The sequence below is a fragment of the Micromonospora sp. RTGN7 genome, assembly GCF_033804645.1.
In the GTDB taxonomy this organism is placed as follows: domain Bacteria; phylum Actinomycetota; class Actinomycetes; order Mycobacteriales; family Micromonosporaceae; genus Micromonospora.
Window position 1 is genome coordinate 147,518 of record NZ_JAPZLF010000009.1, and the last position, 20,359, is coordinate 167,876.

The window sequence follows — 20,359 nt, forward strand, 5'->3', positions numbered from 1 at the left end:
ACGGTACGAATACGCCGACGGCAACTATGCCTTGTCTGACCGGATCGGCGCGACCCAGGGCCGACGTCGAAAGCGCCGGAGGCGGGTCGTATCGTCCCGTTGTGTCCTCTCCGCGCAGTAAGTTCGCAGCTGTGGCCGCAGCCCTAGCCGCACTCGACGAGGATCGTACGCCCGAACGGCTGGTGTTCCGGGAGGCGGTCCGGGCGCTGTTGACCGCCCTCGCCGAGCGCGTCCCCGGCCGATCGGTTGAGGTCCGTGTCCCACCATACGGTGCAGTTCAGTGCATTCCTGGTCCCCGACACACCCGTGGCGCCCCGTCGAACGTCGTGGAGCTGGACCCGATCACCTGGCTGGAGCTGGCGACGGGCCGGCTGAGCTGGTCGGACGCGGTCGCCGAGGGCCGGGTGCGGGTCAGTGGCGCCCGTGCGGACCTCTCCGCGCACCTTCCGCTCCACCCGGGCGGTCAACCCTCGTCGGAGATCACCCAGCGGAGCTGAACCGTGACTGTATGTATCGACACGGATTCGCGTACACTGTCAGGTGACGACAATGGTCCCGGCCGAGGGAAACGCGGATCCGCCCCCGAGATCCCGCCCGGCCCGTCCAGACCAGCATGAGGGAGCGGCAGGTGCCCCGAGGCGACGGCCGGCTGAGCCACGACCTTGATCCCCAACGACCCGGCCCGCAGGACGCGTGTGGCGTCTTCGGCGTCTGGGCGCCCGGGGAAGAGGTCGCCAACCTCACCTACTTCGGGCTCTATGCCCTCCAGCACCGCGGCCAGGAGGCCGCCGGGATCGCCGTCAGCGACGGCTCGGGCGTGGTGGTCTACAAGGACCTCGGTCTGGTGGCCCAGGTCTTCGACGAGCCCACCCTGGCCAGCCTGCGCGGGCACCTGGCGATCGGCCACGCCCGCTACTCGACCACCGGCGGTTCGACCTGGGAGAACGCCCAGCCGACCATCCGTTCCACCACCGCAGGCACCACGATCGCGCTGGCTCACAACGGCAACCTGGTCAACACCGCCGAGCTCCAGCGCGAGGTCGCCGAGCGGGGCCTGGAAGCCGACGGCTCGACCAACGACACGTCGCTGGTGACCATGCTGCTGGCCAGCCGGCCCGACCTCTCGGTCGAAGCCGCCGCGCTGGAGGTGCTGCCCCAGCTTCGCGGCGCCTTCAGCTTCGTCTTCATGGACGAGTCGACGCTCTACGCGGCCCGCGACCCGCACGGCGTGCGCCCGTTGGTCCTCGGCCGGCTGGAGCGCGGCTGGGTGGTGGCCAGCGAGACGGCTGCACTGGACATCGTCGGCGCGAGCGTCGTCCGCGAGGTGGAGCCGGGCGAGCTGATCGCGGTCGACGAGAACGGCCTGCGCTCGGCCCGCTTCGCCGCGCCGGAGCCGAAGGGCTGCCTCTTCGAGTACGTCTACATCGCCCGCCCGGACGCCACCATCGCCGGGCGCAACGTGTACGCCGCCCGGGTGCAGATCGGCCGCCAGCTCGCCAAGGAGCACCCGGTCGAGGCCGACCTGGTCATCCCGGTGCCGGAGTCCGGCACCCCGGCCGCGATCGGCTACGCGGAGGCGTCCGGCATCACCTACGGCGCCGGCCTGATGAAGAACCCCTACGTCGGGCGGACCTTCATCCAGCCGTCGCAGACCCTGCGTCAGCTCGGCGTCCGGCTGAAGCTCAACCCGCTGCGGGCCAACGTGCGGGGCAAGCGACTGGTCGTGGTGGACGACTCGATCGTGCGCGGCACCACCCAGCGGGCCATCGTGCGGATGCTGCGCGAGGCCGGCGCGCTGGAGGTCCACGTACGGATCTCCTCCCCGCCGGTCAACTGGCCGTGCTTCTACGGCATCGACTTCGCCACCCGGGCCGAGCTGCTCGCCAACGGGCTGGACAACGAGGGCATCCGGCGCTCCATCGGTGCCGACACGCTGGGCTACGTCTCGCTGGCCGGCCTGATCGCCGCGACCGAGCAGCCGAAGACCCGGCTCTGCCGGGCCTGCTTCGACGGGGAGTACCCGATCGAGCTGCCGGCTGGGAACCTGATCGGCAAGCACGTGCTCGAAGGAGTAGGACGCCGGGTCGCCGATGACCCGGATTTCCCTGGGCTCGTCGCCACTTCGGGCGGCGCGACCGCACACCGCCCATAGCACCGCCAGACGTGGGCCGGCCGGTGACCCCCGGCGCCCTGCGAGAACCACAAAGGGGAGAACCGTGACGCACGTGTCCGAGCGCAGCGGCACAGGAAGCAGCCCGAACGGCGGCGGCGGTGACCGCCAGCCCTGGACGGCCGGCAGTGGCCGTGCCGCGCGCAAACGCTCGGTCTCGTACGCGGACGCCGGCGTCTCGATCGAGGCGGGCGACCGGGCGGTCGAGCTGCTCAAGTCCAAGGTGAAGCAGACCCGCCGACCGGAGGTCATGGGCGACCTCGGCGGCTTCGCCGGCCTGTTCCGGCTGGACACGAAGAAATACAAGAACCCGATCCTGGCGTCCTCCACCGACGGGGTCGGCACCAAGCTGGTGATCGCCCAGCAGCTCGACATTCACGACACGATCGGCATCGACCTGGTCGCGATGGTCGTCGACGACCTGGTCGCCTGCGGCGCCGAGCCGCTGTTCCTGCTCGACTACATCGCCTGCGGCCAGGTCGTCCCGGACAAGGTCGCCGAGATCGGCGCCGGCATCGCCGACGGCTGCCGGTACGCCGGCTGCGCGCTGCTGGGCGGCGAGACGGCCGAGCACCCGGGCGTGCTGCGCCCGGACGAGTACGACGTCTCCGCCACCGGCGTCGGCGTGGTCGAGGAGAGCGACATCCTCAGCCCGGAGCGGGTCGAGATCGGCGACGTGGTCATCGCCATGCGCTCCTCGGGCCTGCACTCCAACGGCTATTCGCTCGTCCGGCACGTGCTGCTGGGCGCGGGCCGGATGCGGCTGGACGTGGTGATTGACGACTTCGGCCGGCAACGCACCCTCGGCGAGGAACTGCTCACCCCGACCAAGATCTACGCCCAGGACTGCCTCAAGCTGATCGCCGAGGCCGAGGTGCGCTCGATCGCCCACGTCACCGGCGGCGGCATCCCGGGCAACCTGGTCCGCATCCTTCCGGAGCACGTCGACGCGGTGGTCAACCGTTCCACCTGGAAGCCGCAGCCGATCTTCGACCTCATCCAGTCCAAGGGCCGGATCGAGGACGCCGAGATGGACGCGACCTTCAACATGGGCGTCGGCATGTTCGCGATCGTCTCCGCCGAGGACGCGGACCGGGCCCTGGCCACGCTGACCGGGCGGGGAGTGGACGCCTGGCAGGCCGGCGAGATCATCGAGGGCACCGGCAAGGTGCAGATGGTCGGCCAGCACACCCGGGGCTGATCACGCAACGCTGATCAGCCGAGCACCTGATCGGGGGTTCACCCGAGTGGCCATCGCCGCCTAGCCTGAAGGGACACCCTTCGGGCCAGGGAGGAGGGCGATGTCTGCTCGGGAACGGCCGATGAGCGGGATGCGGGGAGTTTCCCCCGTCCCGTCGTACGTGGTGATGCAGCCGACCACCCTCTGCAACCTGAACTGTGCTTACTGTTACCTTCCGCATCGCTCGGCTGATCGGCGGATGCCGGTCGCGGTGGCCGAGGCGGTCGCCGCCTCGGTGAACCCGTGGGCGAGGGCCGGCCGGTTCTCGGTGGTGTGGCACGGCGGAGAGCCTCTCGCAGCCGGCCGCGAGCACCTGGCCGCGCTGCTCGCGCCGTTCGGGCCGGAGGTCGAGCACCATGTGCAGACCAACGCGACCCTGATCGATGACGACTGGTGCGGCTTCCTGGTGGAGCACCAGGTGCGGGTCAGCGTCAGCGTGGACGGGCCGCGCGGGCGCAACGGTGACCGGGTCACCCGGGCGGGCCGCCCGGCCTACGACCGGATCGTGCGTGGGATCGAGACCCTGCGGCGGCACGGGCTGCCGTTCTCGGCGCTGGCGGTGGTCGGCGATCCGACCCCGGACCGAGCCGCCGAGCTGTACGACTACTTCCTCGGCCTCGGCTGCGACGTGCTGGGGGTCAACATCGAGGAGACCGAGGGGGTCAACACCCGGGGCAATGCCCACGACGCGGCGACGGTCCGGGCGTTCTGGGCCGAACTGGTCGCCGCGTGGCGCCGGGACCCACGCATCCATCTGCGCGAGGTGGAGTGGTCGCTGCGGTACGCGGCGGCGGTGCTCGACGGCAACGCCGACGACCTGTTGCCCCGGCGGCTCGACCCGATCCCCACGGTCGGCCACGACGGGTCGGTGACGGTGCTCAGCCCGGAGTTGGCCGGCTTCACCGACACCCGGTACGGCGACTTCAGCAGCGGCAACGTGCTGACCACCCCGTTGGCCGAGATCCTTACCGGGGCGCAGCGGGGGACGGCGTGGGTGGGCGAGTTCCTGACCGGCGTGGAGGCGTGCCGGGTGTCCTGCCCGTACTTCGGCTTCTGCGGGGGCGGGCACGCCGCCAACCGCTACTTCGAGCTGGGGCGCTTCGACGGTACGGAGACCGAGCACTGCCGCAACAGCAAGATCCGCCTACTGGAGGGAGTGTTGGACCATGCCCGAGATCACGGGACACCGGCAGTCTGAGCGCGTCGAAGTAGTCAGCACGGATCCGGTCGTCGACCGGGTGCGGGACACCGCCGCCGGGCTGGCCAACCTGCTCCAGGAGGCGGAGGACGCGCGCCGGCTGCGGTCGGAGGCGGCGGGGGGCGAGGGTGCCGGCGCGGTTTGCGCCTGGAACCACTTCGAGAACATCCCGACGTTCTACAACTGGAACAACCGCCCACGCTGAGGGCATGCCTCCGAGATCAAGGATCTGCCGATCGGCCGGAACAATGTCCGGCGGGGCAGATCCTTGATCATCGGTTGGTAGGCCGGCCCCGGGATGGGCACGTGCGCGAGCACGCGGACTACCGCGTGCTCAGCTGTTCCCGGAGGTCAACGGGTCGGTCGGACCCAGGGATCAGGGTCCTCGTCCGCGTGGTCCTCGTCATCGTCGTCGGCAAACTCTTTGTCGTCGACGAAGTCGTGTTCCGACTTACCAGCACCCGCCAGTTCGCGCTGCAAGGCGGTGAGGTCGGTGTTCGGGGAGTGGTACTTCAACTCCCGGGCCACCTTCGTCTGCTTGGCCTTAGCACGGCCGCGCCCCATGGCTCGACCCCCTCGCACAGAATTCGGGGCAGCCCGAAGGCGGGCCCCGATGACGTCAGGCATCTCTCGTGGCTCTTACGGTACATGGGGATGCCGGCCTTCGGCACCTCGGGTTACCGCAGGCCGGCTCTGCGCGTCGCAGTCATCCGACCGTCACCAATTGTACCGACGTAAGGGGCGGGCGCTGACGTGCCAGTGACCGGGTCCAGATGGGCGGTAACCACCCGGATTCCCAGCTTAACGCCGCTCGCCGTCCGGTTCCATCCGGGCGTCCGACCCGGGGCTGTTCCGTCCTCGGGCCGGACGTGAGGTTCAACGCAGGTGGATGGTCCGCAGCCGGCCGACCTCGGCCATCCGGCGTTCGGCGAGCCGGTCGGCGGCCACCGCCGGGGGGAGGCCCTCCTCGTCGGCCAGCCGCAGGATCTGCCGGGTGGTGTCGTAGATCTTGGTGGCCCGCAGCTTGGCCCGGTCGAAGTTGAAGCCCTCGATCTCGTCGGCGACCTGGATCACACCTCCGGCGTTCACCACGTAGTCGGGGGCGTAGAGGATGCCCCGGTCGGCGAGCAGCTTCTCGATCCCCGGGTGGGCGAGTTGATTGTTGGCCGCTCCGGCGACCACTTTCGCCCGTAGCACCGGCACGGTGTCGTCGCTCAGGGCGCCACCCAGCGCGCACGGGGCGTACACGTCGAGGTCGGCGGCGACCAGCGCGGCGGCGTCGTCGACCAGCTCGACCTGTGGGTGGTTGGCGCGGACCCAGTCGCGTGCCCGTGGGTCGATGTCGGTCGCCACCACCTCGGCGTGGTCGTCGAGCAGGTGCCGGGTCAGGTGCTTGCCGACCTTGCCCAGCCCTGCCACCCCGACCCGCCTGCCGTTCAGCGTCGGGATGCCCCAGACGTGCTCGGCGGCGGCCCGCATCCCCTGGAACACGCCCCAGGCGGTGAGGACCGAGGAGTCCCCGGCGCCACCGTGCTCGACGCTGCGGCCGGTTACGTAGCGCGTCTCGCGGGCGACCTGGTCCATGTCGGCGACGTAGGTGCCGACGTCGCACGCGGTGTAGTAGCGCCCGTTCAGCGACTCGACGAAACGACCGTACGCGCGCAGCAGCGCCTCGCTCTTGATCTGCTCCGGGTCGCCCCAGATGACTGCCTTGCCACCGCCGAGGTCCAGCCCGGCCAGGGCGTTCTTGTACGCCATGCCGCGGGAGAGGTCGAGCACGTCGGCCAGCGCCGCCTCCTCGCTGGCGTACGGGTGGAACCGGGTGCCGCCGAGCGCGGGGCCCAGCGCGGTGGAGTAGATCCCGATGATCGCGCGGAGGCCGGTCTGCCTGTCCTGGCAGAACACGACCTGTTCGTGGCCGGTGGACGACGGATCGTCGGTGCTGGCGAATACGCCCATTGCTGGCTCCTGTGTCGGTGTGCGTCCTTGTGGGCCGCGGACCTTCTGGCACGCCGGCGGGATGGTGCCGGCGCCGTCGAGCCTAATATCGGCCCAAGCCGTACTGTCGTCCCACATCACGTCCCCGTCTGTCGGGTCCGGCGGGTGAGTAGGGACGTCAGGCGTGCGACCGAGGGCGCTGCCGGCGTCCGGATTCCGTCCGCGTGGGAGGATCGCGCAGTGCCGTCGCTCTTCGCTTCTTACCTGCGGGTGTACGAGCCGCTGACCGCCTTTGATCGGGACCGCCAGTCGTACTGGCGGCGCTACGTGGCCGAGGGGCGTGCGGTGGCCCAGTCGGAGGGGCCCGTTCGGCAGCGCACGGCGGTGATCGAGGCGCTGGGCGCGGGCTGGACCCGGCTGCCCGACCCGCCCGAGGAGGCGTACGTCCTGGAGGCCGAGGACTCCCTGCTGGTCTGCCCGTGGAACCTGCGGATCCGGGTGGCCGAGGCGGCGCTGAGCGCCCGCGACGGCGTGCCGGCGGTGCTGGCCGACGCATTCGTGCCGCCGATCCTCGCCGGCCAGGCCAAGGCGGTGGTGGAGGGCTGGCGTAGCGGGGCCCGGGTGCTGGAGCATGGCGTCCCCCGGGTGCACGAGCAGATCGCCACGTGGGGCGTGCCGCTGCGCTGGTTCGTGCTGTTCGACGCCGAGGAGCGGGACCTGGTGATCCAGCCGGGGCAGCGCTCGCTGCGCTACCGGACGGAGATCTCCAAGACCCGTCGCCGGTCGTCCCGCGCGCTGTCGGTGTTACGCAAGACCGTCGGCGAGGCACCGATCACGGAGGCGGTCGAGGAGGCCGCCCGGTGGCTGGAGGAGTTCCATCCGCGTTCCGTGGTGGAGCTGGACTACGGCGGCCTCGTCCAGTTGCTCTCCGACGAGACCCTCGCCGAGGACGACTCTCCGGCGCTCGTCGCGAGCGGCCTCGCCGGGCTCTCCAAGGGCGAGGCCGAGGAAGCATCCGCGGCGTACGACACGCTGGTGGCCCGCTGGCGGGCGGTCCAGTTGCTGGAGCGCTGCAACTAGCCGTTACCTGGGCAAAGTCCCACCCTGAGGGTCGCAAATCGCCAATGGGAGGGCTCCCATTCCGAAGCTGGTTCGTAGTTGGAGCACCACGACCAGTGATTACGAGTCCGAATAAACTACTTTCTGACGTGTATTAGTAGTATATATCGGGCATGGTTCATCCGTCCGTCTAGGGACCTTCGGCCGTTCGGCCCATGTCGGACATCGGGGACTAGCCGGACCATGGGAGACGCGTCGGCCGGCGGGACCCCGGCCGGTGTCTATACCTGTGGAGGAGTGACCGATATGGCATCGCGAACGCACGAACCGGAGCCGCTGCTCACACCGGCCGAGGTGGCGTCGATGTTCCGTGTCGACCCGAAGACGGTGACCCGGTGGGCGAAGGCTGGCAAGCTCAGTGCCATCCGGACTCTGGGGGGGCACCGTCGCTACCGCGAGTCGGAGGTTCGGGCCCTGCTGCAGGGGCAGATCCCCCAGCAGCGTCAGGGGGACTGAACGTTTGCAAGTTCCGCAGAGAGACGTATGCGTAAGGGCGGCAGACCGATGGTCTGCCGCCCTTTCATGTTCGGGCCCGCCGCGCTCACTCGGGCAGGGTGATCCGGATGCCCACCGTTCCCCGCTCACCCCGCCGCAGCCGGCTGCCCAGCAGACTCAGCCGGCCCATCAGCCGGTACTTCTGCTTCAGCAGCTCGCGGATGCGGCGGGTCTCCGCCGGGTCGCAGATGATGGCGTGACCGGCCACCGCCTCGCCGTGCGGCCGGCCCCGCAGGTCGCACGGGGCCACCGTCACCGCACCGCTGCGGCGGATCCGCTTCACCTTGCCCGAGTCGACGGCGGTCCAGGCGGCCAGCGTGTCGCCGTCCCGGACGGCCCACACCGGGGTGGACACCGCCCGCCCGTCCTTGCGGAACGTCGTCAGGAGTACGTACTTCTCCGCAGCCAGGCGGTCCAAGGTGGTCACGCCCGCAAGGATACGGCCGCGCAGCCCGACGACAACGGGGTTAGCGTGAACCCTGTGATCGGGGAACCCAGGAGCGGAGACGTCTTCGGCGAGCTGCTGCGCGACGCGCTCGCCGTGCAGACCGGAGTCGGCCCCCGCCCGATGGCCGGCGGCCGGCTACCCCGGCCCGTCATCGAGATCATCGAGCGGGACGACGGCCTGATCAACGGCGCCCCCGCCGCCCACTACCTCGCCGGCCCCGCCGAGTGGCAGCCATACGACCACCGGGCGGTGGACCGGGTCCGGGGCGAGACGCTCGACATCGGCGTCGGCGGTGGGCGGATCGCGCTGCTGCTGCAGGAACGCGGGGTGCCGGTGACCGGGCTGGACACCTCGCTCGGGGCGCTGCGGGTGTGCCGCCGGCGCGGGGTGCGGGACCTGGTGCACGCAACGGTCGAGAAGCACGTCGCCGACGGGCGGCGGTACGACACTCTCCTGCTGCTCGGCAACAACCTCGGGCTGATCGAGGGCCGGGACCGGGCGCCGGCGTTTCTCGCCGCGCTCGCCGCGCTCGCCCGGCCCGGCGCGCAGGTCATCGCGCACGGCACCGACCCGTACGGCACCACCGACCCGGTGCAGACCGGTTACCACGAGCTCAACCGGCGACGCGGCCGGCTCGGCGGCCAGTTGCGGCTGCGGCTGCGCTACCGGGAGCTGGGCACCGAGTGGTTCGACTACCTGTTCTGCTCGGTGGCCGAGCTGGCCGAGCTGGTCCGGGACACCCCGTGGCGGCTGACCGACGTGGACGACCGGGACGCCCCGTACTATCTGGCGACGCTGACGCTGGCCCGCTGAGTGACGCCACACGGGCCGGCCCCGATGGTGGCCGTGGTCCGGGGCCCCCGTCGAGGCGAATGCGTCGACAGGGGCCCTGACCGGGCCTCAGACCTGCACGGTCGGGGTGTGCTGCTCGGGCGGGAGACCGCCGTCGCCGTCGACCACCTCGTCGGGGGTGCCGTCCTCGTCGATGTCGACCATGGTGATGTCCACCTTGCCGTCGCCGTCGGTGTCGAACTGGAACAGGTCGGCCCGACCGTCGCCGTCGGTGTCGACCACCCAGACGTCGGCCTTGCCATCGTTGTTGGTGTCCGCGCGGAGCAGGTCGACCCGCTCGTCCCCGCGAGTCTCCACGGTGGCCGCGTTCTCCACATTCTCGGGTGCCTGGCTCATGTCCGGTCCTTCCCTCGGTTGACGGCCGTGTTACCCGGTTCGGTGCTCCCCCACGCATGCCGCCGGTGACGGTGCTGCATAGGGTCGCACGCATGAGCCAGCGGAGCGGGCGGCCCGGCGCGGCGGAAACCCCGCGCGCCGTCGAACGCAGCGAGGAGACATCATGAGTCGATTTGTCGTCGTCGGGGCGGGCACGATGGGCCTCGGAATCGCCTACGTGGCGGCCGGTGCGGGCTACCGCGTCGAACTCGTCGAGGTCGACCCCGACCGGGCGAGCGCCGCCGGGGCGCGGCTCGGCGAGCTGTGGGAACGCGCCGTCCGACGAGGGAAGATCGCCGAAGACGAGGCGACCGCGAGCCGGGAGCGGGTGACGCTGGTCGCGTCCCTCGCGAAGGTCGCGCCCGAGCCCGACGTGGTCGTGGAGGCTGTGCCCGAGCGGCTGGAGCTCAAGCGGGCGGTCCTGTGGGACGCCGCCGCGCTGCGCCCCGCGCTGCTGGGCAGCAACACCTCCAGCATCTCCATCGGCGAGCTGGCCGCCGGGCTGGACCGGCCGGAGCGCTTCGTCGGGCTGCACTTCTTCAACCCGGTCTGGGCCATGGCGCTGCTGGAGGTCGTGGTCGGCCCGGACACCGCCGACGAGACCACCGCGGCGGCCGTCGCGCTCGCCGGCCGACTGGGTAAGGACCCCGTTGTAGTACGCGACATGCCGGGCTTCGCCACCTCCCGGCTCGGGGTGGCCCTGGGCTTGGAGGCGATCAGGATGGTCGCCGACGGGGTGGCTGAACCCGCCGACATCGACAAGGCCATGGTGCTCGGCTACCGGCACCCGGTGGGCCCCCTGGAGCTGACCGACCTGGTCGGGCTGGACGTCCGGCTGGACATCGCCCGCACCCTCCAGGCCGCGTACGGGGACCGGTTCGCACCGCCGCCGCTGCTCGTCGAGATGGTCGGAGCGGGCCGGCTCGGCAAGAAGGCTGGTCAGGGCTTCTACCGCTGGGAAGGGGGCGAGAAGCGGTGAACGGCCTACGGATCGAGGAGCACCCGGACCGGCTGGTGGTGACGCTGGACCGGCCGGAGAAGCGCAACGCGATCGACGCCGACCTGATCGGCGAGCTGCACGCCGTCTGCGCCGAGCTGGAGGCGCGGCCCCGGCTGCTGCTGCTCACCGGGGGCGCGGAGGGGATCTTCGCCGGCGGGGCCGACATCGGCCAGCTCCGCGAGCGGGGCCGGCTGGACGCGCTCGCCGCGATCAACAGCGCCGCCTTCGCCCGGATCCGGGCGCTGCCGATGCCCACCGTCGCCGCCGTGGACGGCCCGGCGCTGGGCGGCGGCGCCGAACTGGCGTACGCGTGCGACCTGCGGGTGTGCACGGCCCGCGCGGTCTTCGGGCAGCCGGAGGTGCGGCTGGGCATCCTTGCCGGGGCCGGCGCCACCCACCGACTCCCGGCGCTGATCGGCGAGGCCCGGGCCAAGGAGCTGCTCTTCACCGGCCGCCGGGTGGACGCCGAGGAGGCGCTGCGGATCGGCCTGGTGAACCGGGTGGTCGCCGAGCCGGCGGAGCTGCTGGGCGTCGCCCACGGGCTGCTCGACGAGATGGCCAAGGGGTCGGCCCTGGCGCTGCGGCTGACCAAGCTTGCCGTGGACGCGCCGCTGGCCGCCCACCCGCACCTCGACCTGGTCAGCCAGGCGGTGCTCTTCGAGGATGAGGAGAAGCACCGGCGGATGACGGAGTTCCTGGAGCGCCGGCGGCCCCGCTGACCCCGCACGGCGGTTCAGTGCTGGATCTGCACCCCGGAGTCGGCGAGCGCCCGGATCACCTGTGCGGACTCGGCGAAGCCGATGATCAGCACAGCCTCCGCGCCGTACTCCTTGATCTCCCGGGCGCCGGCGCTGAAGTCCAGCGGCGGGGCCGCCGCGTCGGCCGGCGGGTCGTACGTCAGCAGCTTTACCCGGTCCGCACCGAGCCCGGCCCGCTCCAGCTCGGCGCGGACCGTCTCCTGGAGACCCTCGCCGTAGGAGTCCTTCCGGGAGACCAGCACGATCTTGTGCGGCCCATCGCGCAGGATCACGTCCGCCAACGCCCGGCCTTGGAGACTGTCCGGCGGGGCAGTACGGAAGTAGAGCCCCTGGTCGTCCATCGAGGTAAGCCCGGCGTCGGTGTTGGACGGCGAGAAGAGCACTCGGCCGGCGGCCACCACGTCCGGCAGCACGGCCCGGGAGATGCCCGAGCCGCCGGCGCCGATGATGACGTGCACGCCGTCCCTGACGTGCTTGGCCACGGTGGCCTTGGCGACGTCCGGGTTGGTGCCGTCGTCGCCGTCGCGCCAGACCATCGGCTTGCCGAGCACCCCGCCCGCGGCGTTGATGTCCTTGACCGCCAGCGCGGCCCCGGCGGCCATCGGCGCGTACGCAAGGGCCAGGTCGCCGGTGCGCGGCAGCAGCCCGCCGAGCACCAGCGGCGCCGAGGGGACCTTCCCGCTGCCCTGCCGGCGCGGCCGGGGCGGGTTCTTGGTGCTCGCCCCCGAGTCGTCACCGGCGCCGACGAACTCGGTCTTGCCGTCGTCGAGCTTCTGCTGCCCGAAGGTGAGGGTGGCGTAGCTGGCGGTGGCCGGCTCCCCGGCATCGGTGAACCCGGCCCGGTTGAGCGACACTCCCCGATACTCGATGTCCTGGCCGTCGCGGGCCAGCCTGAGGCAGTCGCCAGCCTGCTCGCACCGCTGGCCGTTGTTGGTGACGCCGATGATCTGCTTGGCGATCTCCGCCGGGCCGGTACTGCCGGCCAGCTGCGCGGCCAGGGCGCTGATGATCACCGCGTCGTACGCCTCGGCCGCGTAGATGTAGTCGCCCAGCTTCGGGTCGACGGCCCGCAGCCGGTTCTTGAAGGAGTCCGGCAACGGCGTGAGCGGGATTGTGCCCTTCATACCGTCGATCAGGTTGGCGCGTTCCTTCAGTGCCTCGGCATAGGCGTTGGTCATGTTGCCGTCGGAGCCGTAGAGGCGGACCTGTGGGGTGGTGGTCGCCTCCTTGGACGTGTCGGCGTCGCAGCCGGCACTGGCGAGGAGTAACGCCCCGCAGGCCACCAGGGCGGCGGCGCGCGAGCCGTGTGATACGAGCATGGTCGTCCTTCCTCCGGCGAAGGTCCGCTGCGCACCTTAGCGTGCCTGGCGGGGCCGCGGGACCGTGGATGCCTGTCAATTGCCTGCTAGCCCCGCACGTGTACGTGCGGTGATCGGGGCCATGCTGTCAGGTGGTCACGGGTTGACCACCCGTCGTACAGTGCGCCGGGTGACGGACGTACCGCAGCAGACGCTGAACGACGCGACCTCTGTGCTCCACTCGGCCCTGGCCGGGGACGGCGACGCGGTGGTGGGCGCCTTCGACAAGGTGGTCGACCGGTCCGGCCTCGCCGGGGCGTACGGGGTGGCCTGGTGTCTGGCGGCCACCATGCTCGGGGACGTGCCCGACCCCGGCGGCGCGGCGCTGGACTTCCCGGGCATCGACGAGGCCGGCTACGACACCCGCTGGGTGGCCCGCTTCGTCAGTGCGTACGCCAACGCCGACGCCGACACCGGGGAGGCGCTCTTCGGCGCGGCGGTCGCCGACGGCCTGCTCCCCGACTGCCTGCTCACCCTCGCCGGCTCGACCGTGGCCACCCTGCGCAGCCGGGCCGCTTGACGCCCCGGCGTCCACACCCGGGGGGACGGGCGCCGGGGCGCGGTCGCTCAGAACGCGTGGTAGGCGGTCAGCGGCTCGTACTCGTAGCGCAGGTTGGAGAAGCGGACCCGGAAGTTCACCCCGTCGCGGACGTTGGTGGCCACCGTGATCCACCCCGATTTCGCGGGGAGGTAGGTCCAGTAGTTGCAGCTGTTCGTCCGGTCGACGAAGACCACGCAGGCCTGGGTGCCGAAGCTGCTCGCGTTGCGGACGTTGACGTCCGAGCAGCGGCTGGTGGCCCGGTAGGTGCCGGCCTCACCACCCCAGCCCCCGGTTTGGAAGTACGAGCGCACCTCGCCGCCGTAGCAGGTGGCGAAGGAGCCGGCGAGGTTGATGGCGGGTTCCGGCTGGGCGGGGGCGGCCTGGGCGGGCGTGGCGAGGGCGAGCGCCGACACCGCTACCGCCGTCGTGGTGGACAGCAGGCGGACGACCGGGGACAACATGGGATGCCTCCAACTGTTGATGGCCGTCCGTGTGGGACGGTGAACCGACCGCGACGATGATACGGGTCGATCCCTCCGGATGCTGGCCCGAACGCTGTCGGCGTCGTGTGATAGCTCTGGTGACATGTCGGAGGCCATGCTCGCCAAGGTGCGCAAGCTGTTGGCGAAGGCGGAGGATCCCGCCTGCACGCCGGAGGAGTCGGCCGCCTTCACCGCCAAGGCCACCGAGCTGATCGCCCGCTACGGCGTGGACCGGGCACTGCTGGCGGCCCGCGACCCGGCTACCGACCCGGTGGGCGACCGGGTGGTCGAGGTCATCGCCCCGTACGCCCGGGACAAGGCCGGCCTGCTCGCCGCCGTCGCCGACCCGCTGCGCTGCCGCTGCGTGCGTCGCCGGCAGGGCAGCGGCTTCGCGATGCACCTCTTCGGCTTCGCCAGCGACCTGGAACGGGTCGACCTGCTCTTCACCTCCCTGCTGGTACAGGCGGCGCACGGGCTGGCCGGCACCGCCGTTCCGGCGCACGAGCACCCGGCCGCGTTTCGGCGTTCCTGGCTCGCCGGATTCGCCCAGGTGGTCGGCGGGCGGTTGGCCGAGGCGGAGGCCGGCGCGGTCGCCGAGGCCGCCGAGGCCGGCGTGCCCTCGGTCGCGCTGGTGCTGGCCGACCGCTCGGATCGGGTCCAGCGCCGGGTCGCCGAGGCCTATCCCCGGCTACGCTCGGCCGCGCCCCGGCGACTCGCCGGAACCGGCTTCGGCTCGGGCGCCGCCGCGGGCCGCCGCGCCGACCTGGGCGCCCGAGGTCTGCATCCCGCCGCTGGGCGTCCCCGGCCCATCGGCCACTGACCCGCCCCGGCGGCTCCCGCCCGACGCGGGGCTGCGATCAGGGGCGGGTGACCGAGGCCAGGTAGCGGGAGAGGAGCTCGTGCCAACCCGCCGTGAGCGCCTGCCGGTACCCCTCGGCGGCCTCGCCGTGCCGGTCGAAGTGCCGGTGCTCGACCTCCACCCGGGTCCGTTCCGGGCTCTCGGGGACAAACAGCACCTCCACCTCGCTGGCCCGAGCGGGGTCGGGGACGGGCGCCCGGTCCGGGCCGATCTGCCAGACGAACACCAGGCGTCGGGGCGGGTCCCAGGTGAGCACCCGGCCCCAGTCGATGCGGAAGTCGTACGGGCCGATCTCGTAGAGCATGCCGCCGGCGTGCGGCTCGATGCCCAGCTCGGCCAGGGCCGCCGGCCCGGACCAGGTGTATTCCGGAACCCACCAGTCGGTGAGCGAACCGGTGAAGACCGCGAAGGCCCGGTCGGCGGGGGTGGGAACGAGGAGACTGCTGCGGAGCGCGTACCGCGCGACGTCCTGCCGGATTCCTGTCGGACCAGCCGTTTCCTGTCCCATAGGCCCGGACAGTACCGGCTGATGCCTTGGTGTCGCAGCATCGCTAGCGCTGGATTCCGGACACGGACGTCCGCACGCCGGGCGGTGGTGGTCCCTGGCGGACGTCGGTGCGGGGCTGACCGGCGGTGGCCTGAGGCAGCGGCTGCGGACCGAGGAAGGTGTCAGGTGTCGCTACCAGGCGTCGTAACGCCGGACCTGGCAATGGTCGAGCCCGACCTTGGCCTTCACAGAGTCCGAATCGCGCCGTAGCCCTTCGTCCTTCGAGGGTCGTGTCCGTCGACAGCGTGGAAGCACCGACGAGCCGCCGACCTGGACGTGTGACCGTGCGCCTTCCCGCCTCCGACTCCGCGGATCGGGGCGCGGCAACCGGCTTCTACGGAGCAGAGCACGGGGCCAGGCTTGGCCGAGTTCGGCACTCTCGCAAGATCCTCGAACGCTGTTGCGTGGTCGAACGCCTGAGTTACTGCGAGGCCAACCCGTAGCTCAGGGTGGCAACCGTACGGCCGGAAAAGCCAGCGCCGACCATCGTTTCCGCTGGTCGGCGCTGTGTAGCCCGGCGAAAGGCTATGTGGCCAGGGGCGGGGTCGAACCGCCGACCTTCCGATTTTCAGTCGGACGCTCGTACCAACTGAGCTACCTGGCCGTGCTGCTCGGGTCATGGTACCCAAGCGGCGGGTTCGCCGTCGGCAGGGGACCTGCTCCGATACGCAGAACGCCGCGCAAACTACACGCGGCGTCAGCGCTTGCGGTCCTGACGGGACTTGAACCCGCGACCTCCGCCTTGACAGGGCGGCGAGCACTCCAACTGCTCCACAGGACCTAGCTGATGTTGCTGATGTTACTGGTGTTGCTCCGGCTTGCGCCGGTCGTACCCCCAACGGGATTCGAACCCGTGCTACCGCCTTGAAAGGGCGGCGTCCTGGGCCACTAGACGATGAGGGCGGCCCCGCCATCATTGCACACTCGCAACTTCTGCGGACTTGCTCCCATCCGGCCCCGCCGAAGGCTTAGAAAGCATACGTGACGGTCGGCCCGCCGAACAAATCGGTATGGCCGGCGGCGGGCCGGCTCGCAAAGCCGCAGCTCAGGGCAGGGCTAAGTGAGGCGGGCGAGGCCGTAGCGTCGCTTCAGGTCGCCGATCAGGTGGGCGCAGGCGGCGATGGTGGCCGCCCGGTCCCCGCCGCCGTCGTGCAGCAGCACGATCGCGCCGGGCCGGACCGTGCCGTTCACCCGGTGCCGGATCGTCGATGCGGTGGGCTTCGCCCAGTCCTGCGGGTCGACGCGCCAGTGCAGCGGTTGCATGCCGAGCTGCCGGCCCACCGCCACGACCTCCGGGCTCCACCGCCCGCCCGGCTGCCGGTAGAACGGCACCCGGACGCCCGGCACCGCCGCCTGGATGGCCCGGGTGGTCCGTACCAGATCCGCCCGGATCTCGGCGACCGGCCGCCGGCCGAGGTCCAGGTCGTGCCGCCAGCTGTGGTTGCACAGCTGGTGCCCCTCCCGGACGATCCGCGCGACCAGGTGGGGGTGTGCCCTCGCCCGGCTGCCGATCACGCAGAAAGTGGCCTTCGCTCCGGCCTGGCGCAACTGGTCCAGGATCTTGGGCGTCCAGACCGGGTCGGGCCCGTCGTCGAAGGTCAACGCCACCGCCCGGCCGCCGGTGCTCCGGCGCAGCCCCGCCGGGAGCATGGTGGGAAGCGGCCGAAGCGGCAGCGGGGCGGCCTTGGTCGGCTTGGGCGTGGTCGGCTTCGGTGTCGGCTTCGGTGTCGGCTTCGGCTGTGTCGAGGCCCCTGGGGAGGGGCCGGCGGCCTGCGGTGACCGGGTGGTCGTCCGCTCGCCGCAGCCGGAGAGGAACAGGATCAGGGTGATGCCGAACGCCAGGACGGCGCGTGCATTCATCGTCACTCCGAGGGCCGGGAACGTGGCCACCCGACGCTAGTGGACGAGGCGCGAAAACGGCAGCGGCGCTCAGTCCACTGTCGACTGCTCCAGGGAGTCGCGGATCGCCAGGGCGAGCGAGACCGCCTCGGCCAGGTCGACCGGGCGGACCACGCCGGCCGGCAGCGAGTCCGCCTGCCATCCGGGGCCGGCGCCCAGCACGAGCAGCGGCCGACGAGGGCCGGCCAGCAGCGCGGTGAGCTGTGCCGGGTCGGCGGTCGCCCGGGTGTGCGACCAGACCACCACGGCGGCCGGGCCGGTACGGTTGATCGCCTCCACCAGCGCCGCCGTCGGCACCCGGGCACCGAGCATCCGGTACGCCACGCCGGCCTCGGCCAGTGCAGCGGCCAGCGCCTCCAGGGGCAGAGTGTGCTGCTCCTCATCGGCGCAGGAGAGCAGGATCCGAGCCGGACCGGTGGTCACGCGGGCCTGCGTGACCACCGCGAACGCTTCCGAGACGCACCGGGACACCAGGTGTTCCACCTCGATCAGGCCGGCCGTGGCGGCGTGCCGCTCGCCGATGCCGACGAGCACCGGCCGCAGCAGCCCATCCCAGGTGGCGACGACGCCCTCGGCGGCCAGGGCGCGGGCGATCGCCACACTGATCGCCACGGAGTCCAGCCGCATCGCGGCCCGGGCCAGCCCTCGGGCCGCCGGGCCGGCCCGGCCGACCGGGATGGCCTGGCCACCCCCGTCGCGGGTGGCGACCGGGCGCACCTTGCTGAGGCCGCCGGTGAGCGGCTGCCCGGCCGGGGGCTGAGCGGGTGCCTGCCGGGCCCAGCTGGCCGCCTCGGCCGGAGTGATCCCCTCCGCGGTCAGCCTGCGCATGATCTCCAGGCGCGCGAGGTCGGCCGGCGTATACCGCCGGTGGTGGCCGGGTACGTGCTCGCTGGGGCCGAGTCCGTAGCGCTGGTGCCAGGTGCGCAGCGTGGTGACCGCGACACCCAGTCGGCGTGCAACGGCCCCCGCGCTCAGCGCCTCATCGGCCACCCGACCGCTCCGACGCGTCATCCGCCGGGGAGCCGGACGGGGCCGAGCTGGGATCGGGGACGTCCGCCGCCGGCCCCGAGGGGTGCAGCAGGCGGTTCACCACCCCGCCCAGCCAGGGCGCGTACGCGCGGGGGTCGACGGTGAGGTCGGCCTCCAGCGAGGCCGGGTCGACCCAGCGCACCTCGGCAACCTCGCCCGCATCGGGCCGCAGGGGAGTGTCGGTCGACACATCCGCGCGCAGCACGTGGTCGTACTCGTGCTCGACCCGGCCGGTGAAGGGGTCCTCGGCGTAATAGACGTACACCCCGACCTCGGTGAGGTCGACGGGCCCGGCGCCCAACTCCTCGCCCAGCCGCCGGTTGGCGGCCTCGACCAACGATTCGCCCGGTGCCGGGTGGCCGCAGCACGAGTTGGCCCAGCGCAGCGGGAAGCGGGTCTTGGCGGCGGCCCGGCGTTGCAGCAGCACCCGGCCGTCCGGGTCGACCAGCAGTACCGAGAAGGCGCGGTGCAGCCGGCCCGGCGGCTGGTGGGCGATGGCCACCGTGCTCTCCCCGTGCGCCCGGCCGTCGTCGTCGACCAGCTCGACCAGGTGGGCCTCCCGGGAGCTCATTGGTCACCCCCGGTGACTCGGGCGGCGGCCAGCTTGCCGGAGATCAGGACCATCGGTACACCGACGCCGGGCTGGGTGCCGGAGCCGACGAAGACCACGTTGTCGAGGGTCCGGTGCAGGTTCGACGGGCGGAACGGGCCGGTCTGGAAGAGGCTGTGCGCGGCCGCGAACGGGGTGCCGGCGGCCATGCCCTGCTCGGCCCAGTCGGCGGGGGTGACCGCGCGCAGCACCTCGACGCCGTCGCCGAAGCCGACGTACCCGCGTTCCTCCAGCGTCCCGACGAGCTGGTCGGTGTACCGGCGGGTGAGGTCGCCGCGCCACTCGAACGGGGCCCGGTCGAGGTTGGGCACGGGGGCGAGCACGTAGTAGGTGTGGCGGCCGGCCGGGGCGACCGACGGGTCGGTGCGGCTGGGGTTGGTGACCAGCAGCGACGGGTCCGTCATCAGCTCCCCTCGCCGGATCACCTCGTCGAACGTGCCCTTCCAGGACCGTCCGAAGTGGATGTTGTGGTGGGCGATTTTCTCATAGCCCTGTCGGGAGCCGACGTGCAGCACCACGCAGGACGGTGAGTAGGTGAGCCGGCGCTGCCGGGCCGGCGGGAGCAGGTCCCGGTAGGCGACCGGCAGGTCGGGGTTGAGCACCACCACGTCGGCCGGGATGAATTCCTCGTCGGCGGTGACCACCCCGGTCGCGCGGCCGTTGGCGGTCTCCACCCGGGCCACGGTGGTGCCGTAGCGGAACTGCACGCCGTGCTTCTCCGCCGCGCCGGCCATCCCCCGGGAGACCGCGTGGATGCCGCCGCGCGGGAAGTAGACCCCGGCCACCGAGTCGAGGTACGCGATCACCGTGTAGATGGCCAGCGCGTCGTGCGGGGAGAGCCCGGCGTACATCGCCTGGAAGGAGAAGATCCGCTGGGTGCGTGGGTCCCGGAAGAACTGGTTGATCTTCGTCTGGAGTCGCCGGAACGCGCCGTTGGCCAACAGCTTCAACAGGTTGCCGGTGAGCAGGTCGGTCGGTGCGTCGAGATTGCGCTCGATGAAGTCCGTCCGCTCCAGCCGCCACAGCTCGCGGGCGTAGTCGACGAAGCGCAGGTAGCCGTCGGCCTCCCTGGGCCCGCAGACCGAGGCGATCTCGGCCGCCATCCGGGTGGTGTCGGTGATGACGTCCAGCGTCGAGCCGTCCGGGTAGTACGCCCGGTACGCCGGGTCCAGCGGCATCAGCTCCACCCAGTCGCTCAGCTCCTCACCCACCGCGCCGAGCGCCTCGGCGATCAGGTCGGGCATGGTGAGCACGGTCGGGCCGGTGTCGAACTCGTACCCGTCGACGCTGAGCCGGCCGGCCCGGCCGCCGGGCACCGCCTCCCGCTCGACCACCGTCACCTGCCGGCCGCTGCCGGCCAGGTGCAGCGCGCAGGCCAACCCGCCGAGCCCGGCACCGACGATCACCACCTGGTCCGTACGTCCCGTCACGGTCCGCACGG

Annotated in this window: 23 protein-coding genes and 3 tRNA genes; 12 read left to right on the forward strand and 14 right to left on the reverse strand. The window is 71.8% G+C overall.

Features of this window, described 5'->3' with window-relative positions:
• The first annotated feature begins 131 nt into the window (after nucleotides 1-131).
• From SNR22_RS15710 to amcA, 5 genes are all read left to right on the forward strand, one after another.
• Nucleotides 132-497 carry a sterol carrier family protein gene (locus SNR22_RS15710; protein ID WP_320067315.1) on the forward strand — a complete coding sequence of 122 codons (366 nt, stop codon included), beginning with the start codon at nucleotides 132-134 and terminating at the stop codon, nucleotides 495-497.
• A 131-nt stretch (nucleotides 498-628) separates the two neighbouring features.
• The gene (purF, locus tag SNR22_RS15715; RefSeq protein WP_320067316.1) at nucleotides 629-2,152 is read left to right on the forward strand and encodes an amidophosphoribosyltransferase; all 1,524 of its coding nucleotides are present in this window, start codon (nucleotides 629-631) and stop codon (nucleotides 2,150-2,152) included.
• A 64-nt stretch (nucleotides 2,153-2,216) separates the two neighbouring features.
• Nucleotides 2,217-3,371: a phosphoribosylformylglycinamidine cyclo-ligase gene (gene purM / locus SNR22_RS15720; protein WP_320067317.1), complete on the forward strand. Its 1,155-nt coding sequence runs from the start codon at nucleotides 2,217-2,219 to the stop codon at nucleotides 3,369-3,371.
• A gap of 130 nt (nucleotides 3,372-3,501) precedes the next feature.
• Nucleotides 3,502-4,608 carry a cyclophane-forming radical SAM peptide maturase AmcB gene (amcB, locus tag SNR22_RS15725; protein WP_320067470.1) on the forward strand — a complete coding sequence of 369 codons (1,107 nt, stop codon included), beginning with the start codon at nucleotides 3,502-3,504 and terminating at the stop codon, nucleotides 4,606-4,608.
• Complete coding sequence (gene amcA, locus SNR22_RS15730; protein WP_320067318.1) at nucleotides 4,577-4,813, forward strand: multiple cyclophane-containing RiPP AmcA; 237 nt, start codon at nucleotides 4,577-4,579, stop codon at nucleotides 4,811-4,813. The genes amcB and amcA overlap by 32 nt, the downstream gene beginning before the upstream one ends.
• Before the next feature lie 146 nt (nucleotides 4,814-4,959).
• On the opposite strand, the gene SNR22_RS15735 is transcribed toward amcA, so the two are convergent.
• A complete protein-coding gene (locus tag SNR22_RS15735; protein WP_320067319.1) occupies nucleotides 4,960-5,172 on the reverse strand; it encodes a DUF3073 domain-containing protein in 213 nt (70 codons plus the stop codon).
• A gap of 312 nt (nucleotides 5,173-5,484) precedes the next feature.
• Nucleotides 5,485-6,567, reverse strand: coding sequence for a Glu/Leu/Phe/Val family dehydrogenase (locus SNR22_RS15740; RefSeq protein ID WP_320067320.1), 1,083 nt, complete (start codon nucleotides 6,565-6,567; stop codon nucleotides 5,485-5,487).
• Nucleotides 6,568-6,786: 219 nt separating this feature from the next.
• Between SNR22_RS15740 and SNR22_RS15745 the strand changes: the two genes are divergently transcribed.
• Nucleotides 6,787-7,626 carry a hypothetical protein gene (locus SNR22_RS15745; RefSeq protein ID WP_320067321.1) on the forward strand — a complete coding sequence of 280 codons (840 nt, stop codon included), beginning with the start codon at nucleotides 6,787-6,789 and terminating at the stop codon, nucleotides 7,624-7,626.
• Nucleotides 7,627-7,911: 285 nt separating this feature from the next.
• Nucleotides 7,912-8,121: a BldC family transcriptional regulator gene (locus SNR22_RS15750; RefSeq protein ID WP_007073996.1), complete on the forward strand. Its 210-nt coding sequence runs from the start codon at nucleotides 7,912-7,914 to the stop codon at nucleotides 8,119-8,121.
• Nucleotides 8,122-8,206: 85 nt separating this feature from the next.
• Here SNR22_RS15750 and SNR22_RS15755 read toward each other — a convergent pair whose 3' ends face one another.
• Entirely contained in the window at nucleotides 8,207-8,587 is a 381-nt protein-coding gene (locus SNR22_RS15755; RefSeq protein ID WP_320067322.1) for a PPOX class F420-dependent oxidoreductase, read from the reverse strand.
• Between the two features lie 54 nt (nucleotides 8,588-8,641).
• On the opposite strand from SNR22_RS15755, the gene SNR22_RS15760 reads away from it, so the two are divergent.
• Nucleotides 8,642-9,421, forward strand: a complete 780-nt coding sequence (locus tag SNR22_RS15760) for a class I SAM-dependent methyltransferase (protein WP_320067323.1) — start codon at nucleotides 8,642-8,644, stop codon at nucleotides 9,419-9,421.
• A gap of 87 nt (nucleotides 9,422-9,508) precedes the next feature.
• Here SNR22_RS15760 and SNR22_RS15765 read toward each other — a convergent pair whose 3' ends face one another.
• A complete protein-coding gene (locus SNR22_RS15765) occupies nucleotides 9,509-9,796 on the reverse strand; it encodes a hypothetical protein (RefSeq protein WP_320067324.1) in 288 nt (95 codons plus the stop codon).
• 160 nt (nucleotides 9,797-9,956) lie between these two features.
• On the opposite strand from SNR22_RS15765, the gene SNR22_RS15770 reads away from it, so the two are divergent.
• Together SNR22_RS15770 and SNR22_RS15775 are read left to right on the forward strand one after the other, a co-directional pair.
• Nucleotides 9,957-10,814, forward strand: coding sequence for a 3-hydroxyacyl-CoA dehydrogenase family protein (locus tag SNR22_RS15770; RefSeq protein WP_320067471.1), 858 nt, complete (start codon nucleotides 9,957-9,959; stop codon nucleotides 10,812-10,814).
• Nucleotides 10,811-11,554 (forward strand): enoyl-CoA hydratase/isomerase family protein, encoded by a 744-nt coding sequence (locus SNR22_RS15775; RefSeq protein ID WP_320067325.1) that lies wholly within the window; start codon nucleotides 10,811-10,813, stop codon nucleotides 11,552-11,554. The genes SNR22_RS15770 and SNR22_RS15775 overlap by 4 nt, the downstream gene beginning before the upstream one ends.
• A gap of 14 nt (nucleotides 11,555-11,568) precedes the next feature.
• On the opposite strand, the gene SNR22_RS15780 is transcribed toward SNR22_RS15775, so the two are convergent.
• The gene (locus SNR22_RS15780) at nucleotides 11,569-12,912 is read right to left on the reverse strand and encodes an ABC transporter substrate-binding protein (RefSeq protein ID WP_320067326.1); all 1,344 of its coding nucleotides are present in this window, start codon (nucleotides 12,910-12,912) and stop codon (nucleotides 11,569-11,571) included.
• Between the two features lie 169 nt (nucleotides 12,913-13,081).
• Between SNR22_RS15780 and SNR22_RS15785 the strand changes: the two genes are divergently transcribed.
• On the forward strand, nucleotides 13,082-13,471 hold the full coding sequence (locus SNR22_RS15785; protein ID WP_320067327.1) for a hypothetical protein: 390 nt from the start codon (nucleotides 13,082-13,084) through the stop codon (nucleotides 13,469-13,471).
• A gap of 47 nt (nucleotides 13,472-13,518) precedes the next feature.
• Here SNR22_RS15785 and SNR22_RS15790 read toward each other — a convergent pair whose 3' ends face one another.
• The gene (locus SNR22_RS15790) at nucleotides 13,519-13,953 is read right to left on the reverse strand and encodes a hypothetical protein (RefSeq protein ID WP_320067328.1); all 435 of its coding nucleotides are present in this window, start codon (nucleotides 13,951-13,953) and stop codon (nucleotides 13,519-13,521) included.
• Between the two features lie 124 nt (nucleotides 13,954-14,077).
• Here SNR22_RS15790 and SNR22_RS15795 point away from each other — a divergent pair, with 124 nt between their 5' ends.
• Nucleotides 14,078-14,794, forward strand: coding sequence for a DUF2786 domain-containing protein (locus SNR22_RS15795; protein ID WP_320067329.1), 717 nt, complete (start codon nucleotides 14,078-14,080; stop codon nucleotides 14,792-14,794).
• A 37-nt stretch (nucleotides 14,795-14,831) separates the two neighbouring features.
• Here the strand turns inward: SNR22_RS15795 and SNR22_RS15800 are convergent, their stop codons facing one another.
• From SNR22_RS15800 to crtI, 8 genes are all read right to left on the reverse strand, one after another.
• Nucleotides 14,832-15,341, reverse strand: a complete 510-nt coding sequence (locus SNR22_RS15800; RefSeq protein WP_320067330.1) for an SRPBCC family protein — start codon at nucleotides 15,339-15,341, stop codon at nucleotides 14,832-14,834.
• Between the two features lie 569 nt (nucleotides 15,342-15,910).
• Nucleotides 15,911-15,984: transfer RNA gene (locus SNR22_RS15805), tRNA-Phe, on the reverse strand.
• Nucleotides 15,985-16,087: 103 nt separating this feature from the next.
• A tRNA-Asp gene (locus SNR22_RS15810) sits at nucleotides 16,088-16,161 on the reverse strand.
• Nucleotides 16,162-16,210: 49 nt separating this feature from the next.
• Nucleotides 16,211-16,283: transfer RNA gene (locus SNR22_RS15815), tRNA-Glu, on the reverse strand.
• A gap of 153 nt (nucleotides 16,284-16,436) precedes the next feature.
• The gene (locus tag SNR22_RS15820; protein ID WP_320067331.1) at nucleotides 16,437-17,240 is read right to left on the reverse strand and encodes a polysaccharide deacetylase family protein; all 804 of its coding nucleotides are present in this window, start codon (nucleotides 17,238-17,240) and stop codon (nucleotides 16,437-16,439) included.
• 69 nt (nucleotides 17,241-17,309) lie between these two features.
• Nucleotides 17,310-18,269, reverse strand: coding sequence for a MerR family transcriptional regulator (locus tag SNR22_RS15825; RefSeq protein WP_320067332.1), 960 nt, complete (start codon nucleotides 18,267-18,269; stop codon nucleotides 17,310-17,312).
• The gene (gene idi, locus SNR22_RS15830) at nucleotides 18,259-18,879 is read right to left on the reverse strand and encodes an isopentenyl-diphosphate Delta-isomerase (RefSeq protein ID WP_320067333.1); all 621 of its coding nucleotides are present in this window, start codon (nucleotides 18,877-18,879) and stop codon (nucleotides 18,259-18,261) included. Before idi ends, SNR22_RS15825 begins: the two co-directional genes overlap by 11 nt.
• Nucleotides 18,876-20,357, reverse strand: a complete 1,482-nt coding sequence (gene crtI, locus SNR22_RS15835) for a phytoene desaturase family protein (RefSeq protein ID WP_320067334.1) — start codon at nucleotides 20,355-20,357, stop codon at nucleotides 18,876-18,878. Before crtI ends, idi begins: the two co-directional genes overlap by 4 nt.
• Between the last annotated feature and the right edge of the window lie 2 nt (nucleotides 20,358-20,359).

What these genes read in the sequence shown, in the direction of transcription:
- SNR22_RS15800 (WP_320067330.1), bottom strand. Translation starts at nt 15,341, where the DNA reads ATGGGACAGGAAACGGCTGGTCCGACAGGAATCCGGCAGGACGTCGCG.
- SNR22_RS15795 (WP_320067329.1), top strand. Translation starts at nt 14,078, where the DNA reads ATGTCGGAGGCCATGCTCGCCAAGGTGCGCAAGCTGTTGGCGAAGGCG.
- SNR22_RS15780 (WP_320067326.1), bottom strand. Translation starts at nt 12,912, where the DNA reads ATGCTCGTATCACACGGCTCGCGCGCCGCCGCCCTGGTGGCCTGCGGG.
- amcB (WP_320067470.1), top strand. Translation starts at nt 3,502, where the DNA reads ATGCGGGGAGTTTCCCCCGTCCCGTCGTACGTGGTGATGCAGCCGACC.
- amcA (WP_320067318.1), top strand. Translation starts at nt 4,577, where the DNA reads ATGCCCGAGATCACGGGACACCGGCAGTCTGAGCGCGTCGAAGTAGTC.
- SNR22_RS15735 (WP_320067319.1), bottom strand. Translation starts at nt 5,172, where the DNA reads ATGGGGCGCGGCCGTGCTAAGGCCAAGCAGACGAAGGTGGCCCGGGAG.
- SNR22_RS15790 (WP_320067328.1), bottom strand. Translation starts at nt 13,953, where the DNA reads ATGTTGTCCCCGGTCGTCCGCCTGCTGTCCACCACGACGGCGGTAGCG.
- SNR22_RS15820 (WP_320067331.1), bottom strand. Translation starts at nt 17,240, where the DNA reads ATGAATGCACGCGCCGTCCTGGCGTTCGGCATCACCCTGATCCTGTTC.
- idi (WP_320067333.1), bottom strand. Translation starts at nt 18,879, where the DNA reads ATGAGCTCCCGGGAGGCCCACCTGGTCGAGCTGGTCGACGACGACGGC.
- SNR22_RS15750 (WP_007073996.1), top strand. Translation starts at nt 7,912, where the DNA reads ATGGCATCGCGAACGCACGAACCGGAGCCGCTGCTCACACCGGCCGAG.
- SNR22_RS15740 (WP_320067320.1), bottom strand. Translation starts at nt 6,567, where the DNA reads ATGGGCGTATTCGCCAGCACCGACGATCCGTCGTCCACCGGCCACGAA.
- SNR22_RS15765 (WP_320067324.1), bottom strand. Translation starts at nt 9,796, where the DNA reads ATGAGCCAGGCACCCGAGAATGTGGAGAACGCGGCCACCGTGGAGACT.